Source organism: Clostridium cadaveris, assembly GCF_020911725.1.
In the GTDB taxonomy this organism is placed as follows: domain Bacteria; phylum Bacillota; class Clostridia; order Clostridiales; family Clostridiaceae; genus Clostridium_X; species Clostridium_X cadaveris.
Genome location: NZ_CP076620.1, coordinates 691639 through 712366, shown reverse-complemented (window position 1 = coordinate 712366; position 20728 = coordinate 691639). Strand labels below are relative to the sequence as shown.

At 33.8% G+C, this 20728-nt stretch carries 15 protein-coding genes and 1 pseudogene; all 16 read right to left on the bottom strand.

The window, feature by feature from the left end; translation table 11 throughout:
- Positions 1-41 precede the first annotated feature (41 nt).
- A pseudogene (pyk, locus tag KQH81_RS03150) lies at positions 42-1451 on the bottom strand (pyruvate kinase); the annotation flags it as partial.
- Positions 1452-1535: 84 nt separating this feature from the next.
- On the bottom strand, positions 1536-2495 hold the full coding sequence (gene pfkA / locus KQH81_RS03145; RefSeq protein WP_027637500.1) for a 6-phosphofructokinase: 960 nt from the start codon (positions 2493-2495) through the stop codon (positions 1536-1538).
- Between the two features lie 212 nt (positions 2496-2707).
- The gene (locus KQH81_RS03140) at positions 2708-6304 is read right to left on the bottom strand and encodes a DNA polymerase III subunit alpha (protein ID WP_178312197.1); all 3597 of its coding nucleotides are present in this window, start codon (positions 6302-6304) and stop codon (positions 2708-2710) included.
- Between the two features lie 151 nt (positions 6305-6455).
- Positions 6456-7355 (bottom strand): ROK family protein, encoded by a 900-nt coding sequence (locus KQH81_RS03135; protein ID WP_178312195.1) that lies wholly within the window; start codon positions 7353-7355, stop codon positions 6456-6458.
- 36 nt (positions 7356-7391) lie between these two features.
- Positions 7392-8696: a DRTGG domain-containing protein gene (locus KQH81_RS03130; protein ID WP_027637503.1), complete on the bottom strand. Its 1305-nt coding sequence runs from the start codon at positions 8694-8696 to the stop codon at positions 7392-7394.
- Between the two features lie 2 nt (positions 8697-8698).
- Positions 8699-9652, bottom strand: coding sequence for a DNA-binding protein WhiA (gene whiA, locus KQH81_RS03125; RefSeq protein ID WP_027637504.1), 954 nt, complete (start codon positions 9650-9652; stop codon positions 8699-8701).
- Between the two features lie 13 nt (positions 9653-9665).
- On the bottom strand, positions 9666-10997 hold the full coding sequence (locus tag KQH81_RS03120; protein WP_027637505.1) for a gluconeogenesis factor YvcK family protein: 1332 nt from the start codon (positions 10995-10997) through the stop codon (positions 9666-9668).
- Complete coding sequence (rapZ, locus tag KQH81_RS03115; protein ID WP_027637506.1) at positions 10994-11878, bottom strand: RNase adapter RapZ; 885 nt, start codon at positions 11876-11878, stop codon at positions 10994-10996. Before rapZ ends, KQH81_RS03120 begins: the two co-directional genes overlap by 4 nt.
- A gap of 156 nt (positions 11879-12034) precedes the next feature.
- Positions 12035-12601 (bottom strand): pyridoxal 5'-phosphate synthase glutaminase subunit PdxT, encoded by a 567-nt coding sequence (gene pdxT, locus KQH81_RS03110; RefSeq protein ID WP_099336127.1) that lies wholly within the window; start codon positions 12599-12601, stop codon positions 12035-12037.
- Position 12602: 1 nt separating this feature from the next.
- Positions 12603-13472, bottom strand: coding sequence for a pyridoxal 5'-phosphate synthase lyase subunit PdxS (pdxS, locus tag KQH81_RS03105; RefSeq protein WP_099336128.1), 870 nt, complete (start codon positions 13470-13472; stop codon positions 12603-12605).
- A 277-nt stretch (positions 13473-13749) separates the two neighbouring features.
- Entirely contained in the window at positions 13750-14664 is a 915-nt protein-coding gene (murB, locus tag KQH81_RS03100; RefSeq protein ID WP_027637509.1) for a UDP-N-acetylmuramate dehydrogenase, read from the bottom strand.
- A gap of 70 nt (positions 14665-14734) precedes the next feature.
- Positions 14735-15463, bottom strand: coding sequence for a phosphatase (locus KQH81_RS03095; RefSeq protein ID WP_178312193.1), 729 nt, complete (start codon positions 15461-15463; stop codon positions 14735-14737).
- On the bottom strand, positions 15460-17331 hold the full coding sequence (gene uvrC, locus KQH81_RS03090; RefSeq protein ID WP_099336130.1) for an excinuclease ABC subunit UvrC: 1872 nt from the start codon (positions 17329-17331) through the stop codon (positions 15460-15462). Before uvrC ends, KQH81_RS03095 begins: the two co-directional genes overlap by 4 nt.
- A gap of 155 nt (positions 17332-17486) precedes the next feature.
- On the bottom strand, positions 17487-18950 hold the full coding sequence (locus KQH81_RS03085) for a peptidoglycan D,D-transpeptidase FtsI family protein (RefSeq protein WP_027637512.1): 1464 nt from the start codon (positions 18948-18950) through the stop codon (positions 17487-17489).
- A gap of 1 nt (position 18951) precedes the next feature.
- Positions 18952-20127, bottom strand: coding sequence for an FtsW/RodA/SpoVE family cell cycle protein (locus KQH81_RS03080; RefSeq protein ID WP_035770236.1), 1176 nt, complete (start codon positions 20125-20127; stop codon positions 18952-18954).
- 110 nt (positions 20128-20237) lie between these two features.
- Entirely contained in the window at positions 20238-20666 is a 429-nt protein-coding gene (locus KQH81_RS03075; protein WP_027637514.1) for an FHA domain-containing protein, read from the bottom strand.
- Positions 20667-20728 lie beyond the last annotated feature (62 nt).

Below are 20728 nucleotides of genomic sequence, written 5' to 3'. Positions count from 1 at the left end.
GAAAATTCTCAGACCTCATTATTTTTAAGAATATTACTTTATACTGTGTGAACCTTCATTAGGTTTGTTGTTCCTACTTGTTGAATTCCTGCTACTATTATAACCATATCGTTCTTATTTACAAGACCTGATTTTACACACTCTTCACTAGCAACATCTAAAAGTGCATCTATACTTTCTTGCTTTGGTGCTATTATAGGATATACTCCCCAGCTTAAATTAAGCTGTCTAGCAACCTTTTCTGATGGAGTTACTGCTGCTACAGCACATTTTGGTCTATATTTTGAAACTATCTTTGCTGTACTACCGCTTTGAGTTACTGCGATTATAGCTTTTGCATCTGTTTCCATTGAAGTATTAACAGCTGCTAAACTTATTGAGCTTTGAACTCCTGGAACGTGCTCTTTACGCTTTCTAGTAAATACTCTATCATAGTTTATTTCTTCTTCAGCTGATTCAGCTATTCTCGCCATAGTCTTTACAGCTTCTACTGGATACTTACCATTTGCAGTTTCACCGCTTAGCATTATACAGTCAGTTCCATCAAGTATAGCGTTTGCTATGTCTGAAGCTTCCGCTCTTGTTGGTCTTGGGTTTCTTATCATAGAGTCAAGCATTTGAGTTGCTGTTATAACAGGCTTTCCAGCTCTATTACACTTTTCTATGATCATTTTTTGTACTCCTGGTACCTTTTCTATTGGAATTTCTACTCCTAGGTCTCCTCTAGCTACCATTATTCCGTCAGATACATCTAATATTTTGTCTATGTTCTCTACACCTTCTTGATTTTCTATCTTAGAGAATATTAAGATGTTTTCTCCACCATTTTCAGTTAATACTTTTCTTATAGTCTCTACGTCTGATGCCTTTCTTATGAAAGAAGCTGCTATTAATTCAACTCCCATTTCGCATCCAAACTTTAAGTCATCTATATCTTTTTCTGTTATAGCAGGAAGTGATGTTGAAACTCCTGGTACATTAACACCCTTATGGTTTCCAACCATACCATTGTTCTTTACAACACAGTTAATTTTTGCTCCGTCGATAGAAACAACTTCAAGTCCTACTAAACCGTCATCTATTAATATGAAGTTTCCTGGCTTTACGTCATTACATAAGTTAGCATAAGTGATTGAGCACTTTGTCTCATCTCCAATAACTTCTTCTCCACAATATATTGTAAAGTTTGCTCCCTCTTTTAATTCAACTTTACCTAAAGCAAAGTTTCCTGTTCTTATTTCTGGCCCCTTTGTATCAAGCATTATAGCTATTGGTTTATGGTATTTTGCACTTAATTCTCTAACTAGTTCCATTCTTCTTCTATGTTCAGCATGATCACCATGAGAGAAATTGTGTCTTGATACACTCATTCCTGCTTCTATTATTTGTGATAAAACTTCTTCACTGTCACTAGCTGGGCCTATTGTGCAAACTATTTTTGTTTTTCTCATATAATAACACTCCTTATAATTTTCTAAATAAATCTAACTGGAAATTTTGTAATTTAATCTAACTGGAAAACGTATTTTTTTATTTTAGTGTGCTAGAACTTTTGATATTTCATATAGTTCTTCATCAAATCTTCTTGGTATTGATAATGCTTCATCTATATCTTGATCCATTATCTTTCCACTTTCTATTCCTATAACTCTTGCGCTCTTACCTTCCATTAAAACATCTACAGCTTTAACTCCCATCTTTGATGCTAATATTCTATCAAATCCAGAAGGACTTCCACCTCTTTGTATATGTCCTAATATTGTTGCTCTTGTTTCTATTCCTGTCATTTCTTCAACATATTTTGCAAGCTTAGAAGCTCCACCAACACCTTCAGCTAATAATATAAGGCTGTGAGTTTTTCCTTTTAGCTTACCTTCTAATATTGTCTTACATAATTCATCTTTATCAAACTCAATTTCTGGTACTATAACATCTTCAGCTCCACCTGCGATTCCAGCATATAAAGCTAAATCTCCACAATGTCTTCCCATAACTTCAACTATGCTTACTCTTTCGTGAGATGATGAAGTATCTCTAAGTTTGTTTATAGCATCTAACACTGTATTTAATGATGTATCAAATCCTATAGTATATTCTGTGTACGATAAGTCATTGTCTATAGTTCCTGGTATTCCTACAGTTGAAACTCCAAGCTTTGATAATAATCTAGCTCCTGTGAATGATCCATCTCCACCTATTACAACAAGACCATCAACTCCAAATACTCTTAAAACATTTGCAGCTTTTTGTCTTCCTTCTTCCGTCTTAAACTCTGGACATCTAGCAGTCTTTAATATAGTTCCACCTCTATGAACTATATCTGATACACTGTTTCTATTCATTGGAGCTAATTCTCCATTAATAAGACCTGCATATCCTCTTTGGACTCCCATAACTTCGATTCCCTTATCAATAGCTGATCTTACTACTGCTCTTATTGCTGCGTTCATTCCTGGTGCGTCTCCGCCACTTGTTAATACGGCTATTTTCCTCATTTTTATTCCTCCTATCGCCACCTGGGACAAAGCTAGTCCCACCATCAGTAAAGTAATTCTTCTTAAATCTTCATGTTTATATTATATCCTTAATCCTCAATAATAATTATACACTAAATCTCTTATTAGGTGAACATCAAACTACATGAAAATAGTCAAAAGAGGGCATCAAAGCCCTCTTCACAAACCTTTTCACCTTATTTATTTTAAATTTAATTTAAAATTTTAATATTTTCTTCGCCAAAAACTTTTCGTAGTTCTTCCATTAAGTCAGAGTCTGCATCCACCCAAAAGTCTTTGCTGAGCATATATTTTTGTTTTTCCTTTCTGGAAAAAATGAAAAGTGGAGTTAATCCCTTATGTTTCTCACATATAAACCTCAATTTATTTTTTATTGAAGCAAATTCCTTATATTCAGGTATAGCTATATATAATTTTTGACTATCTACTTTCTCTAATGGATATATATTCTCACATATAACTTTTGGAAGTTCATCTTCTTTTAATGATAATCTTCCTTCTATGACTACCATCTCATCTACCTGAAGAAGAGTCATCAGCTTATCATAAGCTTTTGGAAATACTATGCACTCCAAATCTCCAGTCAGATCTTCTAATCTAAGAAATGCCATCATAGAATTATTTCTTGTTATTTTTCGATTTACTTCTGAGAGTATTCCTCCGACTTTAACTCTTTGATTATCCTGTATGGACGCTTCAATTTCTTTTACTACATTAGTGGATGTCACAATGGCTTCATCTTCTTCTAATGTCATCCCGCCAAAATACTCGTTATATTCTTCCATTATTTTACCTAAAGTTATTGATGTCTGAAACTTTAAGCTGCTTTCATAATCATCTAAAGGATGACCGGTTATATAAAGTCCTGTCATTTCTTTTTCCATAGCAAGCTTATATTTTTTTTCAAATTCTTTTATGTTTGGAAATGGAATTGTAGTTGTAGTCTCTACTTCTTCATTTCCACCAAATAAGCTCATCTGGCCCTCTATATTTCTTTTTTTCTGACCTGCTATTCCATCCATTATTTTTTCATAAACTGCAAGCATTTGAGACCTATATATTTTAAATTCATCTAATGCTCCAGCTTTGATTAAGCTTTCTATAGCTCTCTTATTTACAGTTCCAAGATCTACTTTGTTACAAAAATCATACAGGCTTTTGAAACGTCCTTTTGAGTTTCTTGCCTCTACTATAGATTCTACAACATTAAATCCAACATTTTTTATAGCTCCAAGACCAAACCTTATAGTGTCTCCTTTAACAGTGAACTTTGTATAACTCTCGTTAATGTCTGGTGGAAGTACTTGTATTCCAAGGCCTTCTGCAAATGCTATATAGTAAGCAGCCTTTTCATTCTGACCCATTATACTATTCAGCATGGCAGCTATAAACTCTACAGGATAATATCTCATAAGATATCCAGTCTCATATCCTACAACAGCATAAGCCGCAGCATGAGATTTATTGAATGCATAGCTTGCAAAGTCCATCATCTGATCAAAGATTTGATTTGCTGCTTCAGGAGATATTCCATTCCTAACACAACCTGGGACCTCAACAGTACCATCCTCATTTACTATCCCATTTATGAAATTTTTTCTTTCCTCTTCCATAACCTTGTGCTTTTTCTTGGACATAGCTCTTCTAACAAGGTCACTTCGTCCCATAGAGTATCCAGCAAGTTTTCTAACTATCTCCATAACTTGCTCTTGATACACCATAACACCATATGTTACATTAAGTATGCTTTCAAGCTCTGGAGTTTCGTAAGTTACTGAATCAGGATTTCTCTTCCCCTCTATATACCTAGGAATTTCCGCCATTGGTCCTGGTCTGTACAAACTTATTCCAGCTATTATATCCTCTAGATTGTCAGGTTTAAGTTCCTTCATGAAAGATGTCATTCCTGGAGATTCCAGCTGGAATACTCCTACAGTCTTTCCTTCACCAATCATTTTATATACCTTAGGGTCATCAAAGCCTAAATCATCAAGATTGATTTTTACCCCTCGGTTTTCTTCTATCATCTCTATAGCATTTCTCATTACAGTAAGAGTTCTAAGTCCCAAAAAGTCCATCTTTAAAAGCCCAAGCTCTTCTAATGTTCCCATAGGGAATTGAGTAACTACCATTTCTTCGTTTCTCTGAAGCGGTACATAGGACACTAATGGTTGTGACGCAATTACAACACCTGCTGCATGAGTTGATGTATGCCTAGGAAGTCCTTCAAGGCTTCTGCTCACATCTATAAGTTCCTTTATCCTCATGTCTCCATCATAAAGATCCTTAAGCTCTTTATTCATATCTAGAGCTTTATCTATAGTTATATTAAGCACTGATGGTATCATCTTTGCTACTTTATCTACTTCTCCGTAGGAATAATTCATAGCTCTTCCTACATCTCTGATACATCCTCTTGCTGCCATAGTACCAAAAGTTATTATCTGTGATACATTGTTTGCACCATATTTTCTTACAACGTAGTCTATAACTTCCTGTCTTCTTTCATAACAGAAGTCACTATCTATATCTGGCATACTAACTCTCTCTGGGTTTAGGAATCTCTCAAAGATAAGTCCATATTTGATAGGGTCTATCTTGGTTATTCCTAATGTGTAAGCTACTATTGATCCTGCTCCAGAGCCTCTCCCCGGACCCGTAGGTATGCCGTTATCATAAGAAAACTTTATGAAATCCCATACTATAAGAAAATAATCTACATAACCCATTTGGTTTATTACACCAAGCTCATATTCTAATCTTTCTATCAGATGGGCTGCTTCATCATCTTCTTTTTTTATCTGCTCTGCTTTTTCATAGTCTATTTTTTCATCTTTCAATATAGGTCTAATACAACCGTATCTTTCTGCCAGCCCTTTATAACATAAGTCTCTAAGATATTCAAAAGGGTCTATCCCTTCATCTAAAGGAAATTTTGGAAGCTTTGATTTGTGGAACTCATAATCAAATTGACACATATCTGCTATTTTCTGAGTGTTGTCTATAGCTTCTTGAGCATATGGGAACAGCTCACGCATCTCTTCCTCAGACCTTAGGTAAAACTGCTGCCAAGGATACCTCATTCTATTTTCATCTTCTATTGTTTTTCCTGTTTGTATACATAAAAGTATGTCATGAGCCTTAGCATCTTCTTTATTGATATAGTGAACGTCATTTGTTGCTACCAAAGGTATTTGGAGTTCCTTTGACATCTTTAGAAGCTCTTCATTGACTTTTTTCTGTTCCTCTATACCATGGTCTTGAAGTTCTAAATAAAAATCTGGTCCAAAAACACTTTTGTAAAATACTGCTGCTTCTTTTGCTTTTTCAAGTCTTCCTTTATTTATATGGCTTTGGACCTCACCTCCAAGACATGCACTTAAAGCTATAAGTCCTTCACTATGGCTCTTAAGATAATCGTGGTCTATTCTAGGCTTATAATAGAAACCTTCAAGAGATGCCTTTGAAACTATATCCATAAGATTATCGTATCCTTTAGAATTCTTCACTAAAAGAACCAAATGATAATTTTCATTATCTGGATTATGTTCCTTTATGTGCATACTCTTAGGTACTATATATATTTCAGAACCTATTATAGGTTTTATTCCTTTACTAACTGCCTCCTTATAGAATTCAACGCAGCCATACATGACACCATGGTCTGTTATGGCAAGGCTATCCATTCCAAGCTCTTTTGCCTTATCTATAAGCTTCGATATTTTTCCTGCCCCATCCAAAAGGGAATATTCGGTATGGACATGAAGATGACAAAAATTACTACTCATCAGCTATTCACCTCCCTGTATTTTCTTAAGTTGTACTATATAAATTATAAGCTTTAATCTAAAGTAATTCTACAAAATTTTCATTAATAAAAAAGAAACCAGCTTTTCTCTTATTTAGAGTCTTAGCTGATTTCATATTTTAAAACACTTTTTAATTATTTTCATTAAGAATGTTATATAACGCTCCTATAAGTCCTCCATCGTTTTTGTGGCAGCATCTTTCTATTTTAGTTTCAACATACCCCCACCATTTTATAGACCTTAGAGTTTTTTCAATACTTTCTATGAAATCTTCTCGCTCACATATACCTCCACCTATTAAAATCTTTTCCGGGTTTAACATAGCGCAGATATTTATTATGCCATAGCTTATATTTTGAAACCATTTATCTATTATGGCTTGTACATTGATATCCGTTGAAGCTGACTCAAATACTTCATAGCCTTCTACTTTAGAAGTCATAGGTATCTCTTTATAAAGTTTATACATTCTTATAAGCGCATTAGTTGATGAATTATCTCCATAAATTTGGAACTTTTCATCTACACCTTCTAGTCCATTGTTTATTAGAAAATTGAATTCTCCACCCTTAAATTGATGTCCTCTTATGAGTTTTCCATTTACGAATACTCCGCCGCCAATTCCTGTGCCTATAGTTATTACTGCAAAACTATCACATTTTTCGCCAGCACCATTGAACTTTTCGGCTAGAACAACACAATTAGCATCATTTTCTATAGCTGCTGGAATATTAAACTTTTCCCTCAGCATATCAGTAATGCTTATATCTTCAAGAAAGCTTAGAACCTGACATACCTCTATACTCCCTCTATAAGGATTAATAAACCCTGGGCAGCTTAAAGATATTCCTTTAATATCATGACTTAATATAGACCCTTTTATTATACTTTCCATAGGCCCCATAAATGACTCCAAAGATTCTTTTGGAGTATCATAAGAAGCTTTATTTAATATTTGTCCATTAGAATTTAAAATTCCATACTTGACCTTAGTGCCCCCAATATCAAAACACAAATAATATTTTTCCATACTTATCCCCCTGTATGATTGGTTATTATATATGTATTATTTCTTTAATATCTTTACTGATACCATAGCTTTTCCTATGATTTCACCTTTACTGCTGTCTATATCAATCTCTAGTTTTCCTGAACTCCTGCCTATATCTATTATAGTAGATTTTATTACTATAGCTGTGCCAAGCTGAGCAGGTCTCATAAAATAAACGCTTATGTTATCTACTGCAACGTTTATATTAAGGTCATTCACATGCCTTAATGCTGCCGATGTTATTATCATATTTAGGATTCCCCAAGATGCTGTACCCATGCTGTCTATCATTTGAGGAGTAATACTTCCCCTATATACTCTGCTCTCTCCCTCTTTTGTACATTGGAAGGTTTTGAATATAGTATCTTCTAAATTCTCTACCATCTGAGAGTTATTATCCATAGTTTTTAACGCCTTTATAACATCTTTTCTGGTTATAACACCAACTAGTTTCCTTCCATCTACAACAGGACAAAGCTCGATATCTTCACCGCCCATTATGTTTGCAGCATAAGATACCGTTGTTTTTGGCGTTACAGTTATCGGATCACGTCTCATAAACTTTTTAATAGATTCGTTTTTGTCCATATTCTCTATAGGCATATCTTTTGATGTTATTATGCCAACTACTCTCATATCATCATCCACTACAGGATATCTTGTATGTTTGGTGCTTATGACAAGCTCTTTCCATGTCTCTAAATCTTGAGATTCTTTAATACAATATAAGTCTTGGTCCATGATTTCTTCTACAAATATTATGTCTTTCTTCAACTTAATTTCTTGAATAGCTTGATTTATCATAGAAGCTATTGTGAATGTATCATATGTAGATGAAATTATTGGAAGCATCTTGTCATTTGCTAAGTTTTTAATTTCTTCTGAACATGAAAAGCCTCCACTGATAAGCACTGCTGCTTCATTTTCAAGTGCATACCTCTGAATCTCTTCCCTATTACCAACTATTGTTAAACATCCTGGTACTACATATTTAGTAAAAGCCTCTACAGCCATGGCTCCTATAACAAGTTTATTAAGCTTCTTATAAAGGCCATCCTTTCCCCCTAGTATGACCCCGTCTATTATCTTTACTACATCTGCAAAAGTTAATGTTTCAGTATTTTTCTTTCCTGCTCTCTCTACTCTTACAGTCCCAACTCTTGGTATAGTTGAAACTATTCCTATATTTTCACTTTCCTTTATAGCTCTATAGGCTGTTCCTTCACTTACTCCTAGCTGGCTTGCTATTGTTCTTACTGAGATTTTGCTCCCTGGGTCTAGCATTTTTATATAGCTTATTATTTCATCCTGTTTGGACATGCTTATATACCCTCTTTCCTTAATTCCTCCGCTATCTTTTCAATCTTTCTTAATCTATGATTGACTCCAGATTTTCCAACAGGAGGGTCGAGCATTTCTCCCAGCTCCTTTAATGATTCATCTGGATAGTTTAGCCTTAATTCTGCAATGTCTCGCAGATTCTTTGGAAGTCTTCCAAGACCTATCTCTTTTTGTATAAGTTTTATGCTTTCTACCTGTCTTACAGCAGCATTTACAGTTTTACTTAAATTTGCAGTTTCACAGTTTACAAGCCTATTTACATTGTTTCTCATTTCCTTCATTATTCTTATGTTCTCAAGTTCCAATAAAGCGTTGTGAGCTCCAATTATATTTAATAAATCGACTATCTGCTCTCCTTCTTTTAAGTAAACTATGTAACTTGTTTTTCTTTTTATTATTTTTGAATTAAGTTCAAATTTATTAATTAATTTACATAGATCCTCTGCATACTCTAAGCTGTGAGTCACAAATTCAAGATGGTATGTTCTCTCTGGATTGCTTATACTTCCTCCTCCAAGAAAAGCACCTCTTATATATGCTCTTGAAGTTTCCTCATCATTTATAAGATGAGAATTTATGCCATAGTCTAAAGACATCATTCCATCTTCTTCTTTTAAGATACCAGTAGTTTTTAAAAGGTCTTTTACTCCCATATCCTCTGTTATCATTACCATATATATATTATTCTTCTTTAAAGAATTACTTCTCTTTACCATGAGCTTAGAGTGAATATTAAAATACTCTTTTAATATATTAAACATCAATCTAGCCGTAGCCGGATTTTCTGTAGACACTTTAAAGCTCACTTGCATCCCACTAGTAAAAGACAGTGTTCCACTGACTTTCATTATAGCTGAAATTTCTGCCACAGCTTCTTGATGGGTCAAATCCATATTTCTACATATTTCTCCTTTTACCTTTGATGAAAATGACATAACTTCTCTACTCCTAATTTTTCTTATTTTGCTTTAATCTCTCGGATAAATAGAAGTACTCTACAATCTTCTTTCTATCATAGAATAATTTTTTATCCATTATAGTTTCTACTAAAATAGAAGATAACTTTTCTGAATCATGTCTTATAAGTCCCTTTCTTACTTTAACTAAATTAGCTTCTACAACTTTTACATTTAACTTCTCTAGACTTTTTCTATCCAATGCAACTAATGTTGATTTATCTTTCTCATATTTTTTTCTAAGCTCTTCATCTATCCCAGCCACATTGCATATTACGTAATCAACTATATTATTACCACCATGTTTAAATATAGCTTTTATATGGTCACTTACTGTATAACCGTCGCTTTCTCCAGGCTGTGTCATTATATTTGATACATATATTTTTATAGCATCGCTCTTATGAAGTGCTGATGATATATCTTTTACTAAAAGATTAGGTATTACACTAGTATAAAGACTTCCTGGTCCAAGTATTATGGCATCTGCCTCCATTATAGCAGTAACAGCTTCTTTAAGAGCTCTTGCGTTCTTTGGTTCTATAAATATTCTATCTATAGGCGATTTTTGTTTCAGAGCCTCTTCAGGTATTGCTGATTCTCCTGTTATTACGTTACCATTTTTAAGTTTAGCCTTTAACACCATATTTTCTAAAGTTACAGGAAGAACTTTACCTGTAACGGCTAATACAGAGCTCATCTTTTGAACTGCATCTTCAAAATTATCTGATATTCCATCCATAGCAGCTAAAAACAGATTTCCAAAACTTTGGTTCTTAAGCTTACCATCAGGAAATCTGTACTGAAGCAATTCTTCCATTAAAGGCTCCGTATCAGCTAATGCTAATATACAATTTCTTATATCACCAGGTGGAAGTATGCCTAAATCTTCCCTTAAGTCTCCTGAACCGCCTCCATCATCAGCAACTGTAACTATTGCCGTAACATTTGACGTATAATACTTAAGTCCTCTAAGCATGGTAGACAATCCTGTCCCCCCACCGATTACAACTATCTTAGGACCTTTTATCAAAAGTCTCTTTTCATACATAAGATTTTCAATCTTCTTAGAGTCTAAAGAAAACCTTAAATATCCTTTGTTTATTAAAGCTATTATGGATCTTATTCCTTCAGTTATAGCTATATAAAGTAAAAATATTCCTGTAATATTCAAAAAGGCATAGAAACATTTATAATAAACAGAATAATACCCATTCCATAACATTTCACTTACAGCAAAAACGATTATAAGTATACCTAGTATTGCTAGAAGTATCCACCTTTTCACTTTAATCCCCGGCCTTAGCCAGTCGCTAAACCTCATAGTTTTCCTCCACCTCTATTGATATCTTCGTTTATATCTCTGTGTTCAATAGTAACTTTAGCCCATTTAGCATTTAAGTAATCATATATTTCATTGGCTATAGCTACTGAACGGTGTCTTCCACCTGTACATCCTATAGATATTATAAGCTGTCTCTTTCCTTCATTTTCATAATGAGGAATTAAATAATCAAGCATATCCTTAAGTTTTTCTATAAATGTAGTAGCTTCTTCATGTTCTAATACATATTCCTTTACCGGCTTATCATTACCTGAATATCTTCTAAGATCAGGTATATAAAATGGATTTGGCATAAATCTTACGTCAAAGACTAAATCTGAATCCACCGGTATTCCATATTTGAAACCAAAAGAAAGAACTGCAATAGAAAGTCCTGATCTTTCTATCTCCATTTCTCCGTAAATTTCGTTTATCTTTGCCCTTAAATCCTTTATCTCCATTTTTGAAGTATCTACTATCATATCTGCTCTATTTTTTACTTCTCTAAGTTTTTGTCTCTCTAAGGCTATGCCTCTTATAACTCTTCCCTCTTGAGCTAAGGGATGAGTTCTTCTTGTTTCTTTAAATCTCTTTACAAGTACCTCATCAGATGCATCCAAAAATAATATTTCATAAGGAAATTCATTATCTTGAAGATACTTTAAACTTTCAAATAAAGCATCAAAGAATTTTCCTCCTCTAATATCTATTACCAGTGCTATCTTTTCTATCTTTCCATCACTTTGTATACATAGCTCTGCAAACTTCGGAATCAATGTAGGAGGTAAATTGTCTACACAAAAATATCCCAGATCTTCCAGGTTCCTTGTAGCTTGAGTCTTTCCTGCTCCAGATAATCCAGTTACTATAACAAATCTCATACTGCTCCTCCTTAAAGTTATAATATACTATTATATCATAGTGGCATAATTATTCTCTACATTATGAGTGATAAAAATGCAAAATGAAAACACCCACTGTTTTAATCCTTTCATAAGAAATAATTTTTACAGCAGGTGTTTCTATTTTATATGAATTTATTTTACAATTTCCAAAAAATATTTTAGAAAAGTTAAGTCTTTCGTCAATTCCGGATGAAATGATGTGGCTATAATATTGTTTTCTTTAACTGCCACTATGCGCCCATCAATTTCACATAATACCTGAACCTTTTCACCACAACTTTCCACATATGGAGCTCTTATAAATACAAGATCTATAGGTTCTGAACTAACTTTATTTATAGCTTTCCTAGTTGTAAAACTGTCTATTTGAGTTCCAAAGGCATTTCTTTTAACCTTAATATTCATAACTCCAAGATGACTTTTATCTTCTCCATCAATGTCCTTTGCTAAAAGTATCATCCCAGCACAAGTTCCCCAAGTTGGAAGGCCTTCCTCTATTTTCTTTCTAAGAGGCTCCATCATACCAGTAATATTTAGCAGTTTTGACATAGTAGTGCTTTCTCCTCCAGGAAGTATGATACCTTCTATTCCTTCCAAATCGTTTTCCTTTTTTACTTTTACAGCTTCGTGTCCCAATGCTTCTATTTGTTTTATATGCTCAATGACTCCTCCTTGAAAAGCTAAAACCCCAATTTTCATTTTACCATCCTCTTTTAGCATATTCAGTTTCCACTTCTGATGCAGAAATTCCGCTCATAGCTCCTCCTAAATCTGTGGATACTTCAACTAGTTTTTCGGCATCGTTGTAATAAGTTGTAGCAAGAACTATAGCTCTCGCTCTTTTTTCCGGATTGTCAGATTTAAAGATTCCTGACCCAACAAAGACACCATCACATCCAAGCTGCATCATAAGCGCTGCATCTGCTGGAGTCGCTATACCACCTGCTGCAAAATTTACTACTGGAAGCTTTCCATTTTCCCATACATACTTGACTAAATCATATGGTGCTGCAATTTCTTTTGCCACAGTCATAAGTTCTTCCTCTGGAACTGATTGAACTTTTTTCATCTCATCTGTCATTGTTCTCATATGCTTAACAGCTTGTATTACATCTCCTGTACCTGCTTCTCCTTTTGTCCTTATCATAGAAGCTCCCTCTCCAATTCTTCTAAGTGCTTCTCCAAGGTTTGTGGCTCCGCATACAAATGGCACTTTAAAGTTTCTTTTATTTATATGATATCTGTCATCTGCTGGTGTAAGAACTTCACTTTCATCTATAAAATCTATATTTAAAGCTTCTAATATCTGTGCTTCAACAAAGTGACCTATTCTAACCTTAGCCATAACTGGAATTGTTACAGCCTCTTGTATCTCCTTTATCATCTTAGGGTCAGACATTCTAGCAACTCCACCTTCTTTTCTTATATCAGAAGGTACTCTCTCAAGTGCCATTACCGCACAAGCTCCAGCTCTTTCTGCAATTATAGCCTGCTCTTTATTTGTAACATCCATTATTACTCCGCCTTTTAGCATTTGAGCTAAATTTTTGTTTACATTTTCTCTTGTCATTCCTATTCCCCCTTAACTTTTATCTTATAAAGAATTCAATTTATAATTAAAATGTATTCTAAAACCGAAACTTTATCAAATGTATGGGTACATTTAATAATATTTGTAAGGGTTCACTTAATCGCAAATATTTTTAATAGCCTGCCAAATATCAATTCTAAAATTTATATTAATAATATTTTTAATAAAAAAATACCACTTGAAAAGCTATATCTATTCAAGTAGTATCTAATATTATTTCTATTTAAATTTTTTTATAAAGTTTGTATATGTGAATTTAATCTTCCCCTATTATTCTAACTTCTGTTGATAGGTCTACACCAAATTCTGATTTTACTGTGTTTTGGACATGCTTTATAACATCAAGAATATCTTGAGCTGTAGCATTTCCTTTATTTATTATAAAACCCGAATGTTTTTCTGAAACTGCTGCTCCTCCTATAGAGAATCCTTTAAGTCCGCAGTCTTGAATAAGCTTTCCAGCAAAATACCCTTCTGGTCTTTTAAAGGTGCTTCCTGCTGATGGATACTCTAAAGGCTGCTTCTCAGTTCTACGTCTAGTAAGCTCATCTATTCTGGCTTGAACTTTTGCTTTATCACCTTTTTCTAAGCCTATTCTTACTTGAAGAACAAAATATCCATATTTCATTATAGCTGATGTTCTATAGCCAAGCTCTAATTCACCATTCTTTAATTCTCTTATGTTTCCTTTATCATCTAACACCGTAGCACTTTTAACTACTCTCACCATTTCACTGTCATAAGCTCCTGCATTCATGAATACAGCTCCACCTACACTTCCAGGTATTCCACATGCAAATTCAAAACCGTGTAGTGATTCCTCTAAAGCTCTTTTAGAGATATTGCTTAATTGTGCTCCACACTCAGCTATTATATCATTTTCCTCAACCGTGATATCTTGAAGAGTTGTAAGTTTGATAACAACGCCCCTTATTCCACCATCTTTAACTAAAAGGTTAGAGCCATTACCTATTAGATAGTAAGGATGACCTGAGTTCTTACATACCTTCACTACTTCTATAGCTTTTTCTACAGTTTGAGGAACAACCAATACATCTGCCGGTCCCCCTACTTTAAAATAAGTATGATTCTTCATGGGTTCATCTATCAAAACATTTTCTTCATTAACTATGCTTTTAAATTCTAATACTAAATCCTTCAATGACTTCATTCTTTATCTCCTCATTGCGTAATAATATATAGTATACGGCATTTATACCCATTTAATCAAGATTAAAAGGTTAAAGCTCTATATCATTTAATCTACCCTTTTCCTTCAAATATCTAAGAATCTTATTTTTGTCAGTATTCATAATAAGCTTCTCTGGTATCTCGAGTTCTCTTATAAGTTCATCTGCAAATGTAAACTTGCCTATAGCAGTGAAAAAATGAGCATCACTATTTACCATCATAGGAACCTCATACTTTTTACAAAGTTTTGCTATTTCTCGACAATTCTCTGAACTTCCAGGTCTCGCCTTAAACGATCCATTGTTTAGCTCTATTATTTTGCCAGTTTCTTTTGCTTTTTTTATAACTGCTTCATAATCTATCGGAAATATAGGGTTGCCTGTATGACATATTATATCTACCAATGGATTATCCATAACATTTATAAAAGCCTTGGTATTTAGATCCTTTTCTCTTGTTTCTATACATACATCGTGAAGACTTGCTAAAATTATATCTAATCTTTGCAAAGTTTTTTCAGGTATATCTAAAGTTCCATCAACATCTATTATGTTGGCTTCACAACCTCTTAAATGTATAACCCCTTCTAAAATTCTTGGAACAGATTTAAGATTTCCAAAGTAAAGCCTTGAAGGTCCTCCTGGCATAGTTGGACCATGGTCTGTTGTTGCTAACACCTCTATTCCATTCTCTGATGCCCATTTTATATTTTCCATAAGTGTACTATAAGCGTGTCCGCTTGCGTAGGTATGTGTGTGTGTATCTACTACGTATTTCATTTATTCTCCTCCTTCGTAAAGAAGTTAAGAATACTTTCTGCTGCTTTTCTATCTATTGAAGGAGTTTTTATAAGCTCATCATAGCTGGCCTTTTTTATTGCTTCAATGTCTCCAAAAGCCTTAAGTAATTCCTTTCTTCTTCTTTCACCCACGTTTGGTATATCTTCTAATACTGAATGCAGAACTCGCTTATCTCTAAGTGTTCTATGATATGTTATAGCGAATCTGTGTACTTCATCCTGCACTCTAGTAATAAAATTCATTGCATTCCTTTTTTTAGAAATATTTATCTCTATATCATTATATATTATTCCTCGAGTTTTGTGCCTGTCGTCTTTTACTAGCCCTGCTACAGGTATGTCTAAGCCAAGTTCATCTAAAACTTCTAAAGCTACATTAACTTGGCCCTTTCCACCATCCATTAATATAAGCTCCGGAAACTCACAGAACTTTCCTGCACTAAGCTCTAAATCTCTTTCCCTAATTGCTCTGACCTCTTCCATTCCATGCTTGAATCTTCTTCTCAAAATCTCTCTCATGGAATCATAGTCGTTTGCTCCCTTTACCGTCTTTATCTTAAATCTTCTGTACTGGCTGTTTTTAGGTTTTCCTTCTTCAAAAACTACCATAACCCCTACAGAATCCATGCCTTGTATATTAGAAATATCATAAGCCTCTATTCTATGTGGAAGCTCCTCTGTTTGAAGAGAATCCATAAGCTCTCTAAGAGCGATCCTATGTATCTCTTTATCTTGAAGTATTTTAACTTTAAACTGATCTAAAGTTATCCCTGCATTTTTCTTCACCATTTCAAGAAATGCAAGTTTTTCTCCTTTTTGAGGAATCTTTATAATGACTTTAGAACCTCTTTTTAAAGTGAGCCATTCTTCCAAAAGCTCTTCGTCCTCTACAGCTGGCACATATATGGTTTTTGGAATCTTAGGAGTTCCACTATAGAAACTTTTTATAAACTCTCCTACTATTTCCCCATCTTCATAGGAAGCTTTATTTTCAAGTATAAAATGCTCTCTTCCAATAAGCTTTCCTTCACGTAAAAAGAAAGCTTGAACACATACATCCTTTTCGTCTTTATAAATATTTATAAAATCTTCATCTTCCATAGTTTTTGTAAATATTTTTTGTCTTTCAACTATAGTGTCTAAAGCTCTTAATTTATCCCTAATAGCAGCTGCTTTTTCAAACTCTAAATTGTTTGATGCTTCCATCATCTCATCTTGGAGTTTATGTATTATATTAGTATTTTTGCCATTAAGAAGATTTATAATCTCATTTATTATACTTTCATAATCTTTTTTTGAAACATATCCAGCGCAAGGAGCATTACAAAGTTTTATCTGGTAATTTAGGCATGGTCTTATAAAAGGTCCTTCTTCCTCTATATGCTTTTTGCAAGTTCTTATAGGAAACACCTTTTTTATAAGCTCCATAACCTCATAAACAGCACCTGCATCTGTATAAGGTCCAAAATACTTATTTCCATCTTTGCTATATGTCCTTGTTACAAAAATTCTTGGAAATGCTTCATTAGTTGTAATTTTAATGAACGGATAATGCTTATCATCTTTTAAAAGTATATTATATTTGGGCTTGTATTTTTTTATTAAATTACACTCTAAAATTAAAGCCTCCATCTCAGTGTCTGTAACTATATATTCAAACTCAGCTATATTAGCAACCATGTTCCTAACTTTTTCAGTATGGTTTTTAGAGTTTTGAAAGTACTGCCTTACTCTGTTTTTTAAGATTTTAGCCTTTCCTATATATATTATTTCGCCTTTATTGTCTTTCATTAAGTAAACTCCAGGTCTATCTGGTAGTCCTTTAAGTTGTTTCTCAAAGTCAAACATAGCCTCATCTCCTGTTTTATGGGAATATTTGAGTCAGTTATATTGTACCTTATTATCTCTTGGTATAAAAGATAAAATTAATATCTAAATATGCAAATTTTTACAAATATAAAAGTTAAGGTTGATACCCTTAACTTTTATTGTAATCTTAAAAATTATTGGTTTACTGCAGCCTTTAATACTGTACCTGCTATCTGAGCTGCTTTTCCACCACCTACTCCTCCATTTTCAACTATTACTGCTATAGCGTACTTTGGATTATTGTATGGTGCAAATCCTACAAACCACGAATGTGGCGAAGCTGGTTTCCCGTCTTTGTCCATATGGTCAGCAGTTCCTGTCTTTCCCGCTGCATTTGTTCCAGAGAAATACGAAGATCTTACTGTACCATTATCTACAACTTCCTTCATATAGGAAGCTATAAGTTTAGCATCATCACCAGGAATTACAGTTGACACTTCTTTATCCTTTATAGTATTTACTATCTCTCCATCCGCATTTAATATATTCTTTACTATCTTTGGTTCCATCATAACTCCATTATTGGCTATAGTGCTTGCTACAAGAGCCATCTGCATAGGACTTACAAGTATTGAACTTTGACCTATACCACTTTGAGCTATATTACCCTTTTCATAACTTTCTAAAGTAGGAAATCTTCCTTTTGCTATAGAGAATCCATCGCTTGGTATACTTTTATTAAAATAGAAATCTTCCGCAGTTTTACGAAGTTTTTGATTTCCAAGCTCTAAAGCTAATGTACCAAATACTACGTTGCTAGACTTTCTAAATCCATCTTTTAAATTTAAATCTCCGTAAACTGTTCCACCATAGTTGCTCAGAGAATATCCCCCTCCAAAGTCTATCTTTCCAGTGTTGTCATGGAACACCTTGTTTGTAACACCGCTTATATTTTCAAGAGCACTGGCAGCTGTTACTATTTTAAATACTGACCCTGGAGGATACATACCTTGAGTTGCTCTATTTAGCAAAGGTGAATCCTCATTTGTATTTATGTCCGCCCAATTAGCCTCAAGGTTATTAGGGTCATAAGTAGGTTTTGATATCATTGTTATTACATCTCCAGTTTTAGGATCTAATACCACAACAGATCCTTTATTATCGCCAAGAGCATCATAAGCAATCTTCTGCAAATCGTAATCCAAGGTTGTTCCCAAACTATTTCCAATCTTTTCTTTTGTCTGCCTATTAGAAAATGCCTCTTTAAGATTGAAAGTCTTTAACGCTTCTTTTATATTAAACATGGTGTTTTTTGTATTCATAAGTTCATTATCATAAGCTGATTCTAATCCCGTAATTCCGTATTTGATATCAACAAAACCTAATGAATGAGTGAATAAATCTCCATATACATATTCTCTTTTCTGTGTTAAAGTATCTCCTCTTTCACTCTTTGTAAGAGCTTTTCCATCTCTGTCATAGATAGTTCCTCGTAGCACTTCATTTCTCTTTGCCCATAATCTTTTATTATCAGATCTATCAGCTATTGTTGGAGCTTGAAATACAGTAAAGTATGCCATATAAGTTATAAGGGCTAAAAAGCAAACTAAAAATACAACAAGTACTTTTTTCATTCCATTCATTAAATCCTTTTGCATACTAACCCTCCTCTGAAATCTTTTGTATTATTCCAAGTGCAAAGAAACTTGTAAGCATTGAACTTCCTCCGTAACTTACGAAAGGTAAAGCTACACCTGTAAGAGGAATTGCGTTCATAACTCCTCCTATTATTACAAGAACTTGCGTTGCAAACATAGCTGCATATCCTACTGCCATCATTTGAGAAAATTTATCTTCTACATATATTGCAGCTCTCATTGACCTATAGAACATCAAGAAAAATAGTATCATTATTCCAAATCCCATTAAAAGTCCCATTTCTTCGCATATTACCGCAAATATAAAGTCTGATGTATTTACTGGTATGAATCCAGGGTATCCTTTCCCAAGACCAGCCCCTAGAAGACCTCCTGATGCCATTGCAAATAATCCCTGTACTATTTGAAGACCCTTATTGTAAGCATCTGCCCATGGGTCTAACCATATGGCCACTCTTACTCGAACATGATCAAATAGCTTATAGCTTAAAGTCGCACCAACTCCAGCTAATATAAATGTTGTCACTATATATTTCAGTTTATTTGTTGACAGATATAGCATAGTTACTGATATTCCAAAAAATATTAGTGCTGATCCCAAGTCCTTTTGTATAACCATAAACCCTAAGGAATACATCACAATCAATGCCGGTTCTATAAGGGATTTTACACTGCCATTATAATCCTTTAAAGCTGATGATAAATAAGCTACTAAAAATAGTTTTCCTATCTCAGATGGCTGAAAACTTATAGGTCCAAACTGCACCCAGTTCTTAGATCCAAACTTCTCTACACCTATAAGAGTTGCCATAGCCATAAATACTATAACTCCAGCTAAATATACATATTTATACTTTGAAAAACTCTTTAAATCAGGCAATACAACCACCACTAAGACATAAGCAACTACACCTAAAGTAAACCAGATAAGCTGCTTTATAGCAACGCTAGGGTCTATCCTATACATGGTTACAATGCCTATCATTGAAAGTATGAATGCAAACAGCATCAAATACTTATCTCCATCTGAAAAAAATCTTCCTATTACAAAATGTGCATACCCTAAAAGTAGTGCCATAACTACACCAAGAATAACCGCCTTCGTATCAAAAGGCTGCTGCAGTAAACTTAAGTTTCCAAACATAGCTATTAGCAGCAGGTATGTATATAAAAGCATTCTTCTCTCATCATTAAAAAAGCTCTTCACTCAATTCACCTACTTTAAATTTAATTCACTTTATATTTTTATGTAAATTCTTCCTCCAAAATTCATGGCTAGCTTAATTGCTAGCCGATGACTCTAAATACTAAACTTCCTATCTTTATTTCATCTCCTAATTGAACATATCGTCTTCCTTTTATGTTCTCTCCATTTACAACAGTACCATTAGTGGAGTTTAAATCTTCTAGTATATATTGATTGTTCTTTGTATATATCTTAGCGTGATGTCCTGAAACATAGTGATCATCCAGCATTATTATATTGTCTTCTCTTCTTCCAAGGGTTATAACGCCCTTTATTGGTATAATAGAGCCTGTTTTTAGCGTACTATTATCTCCTGATGATACAACTTCAAGTCCCCAAGAAGACTTTAATACTTTCTTTCTCCCTCCAGCTTTTACGTCTTTATACATTACCCTTAAGGCAAGAATTATAATTATATATAATATAACTATGAATACCGCTGTAAAGATAAAGCTCAATACCTTATTCATATACTTCACCTCATGCACACATATTAATTCATTATTATTATATCACCAAATTCTCTAAAAAA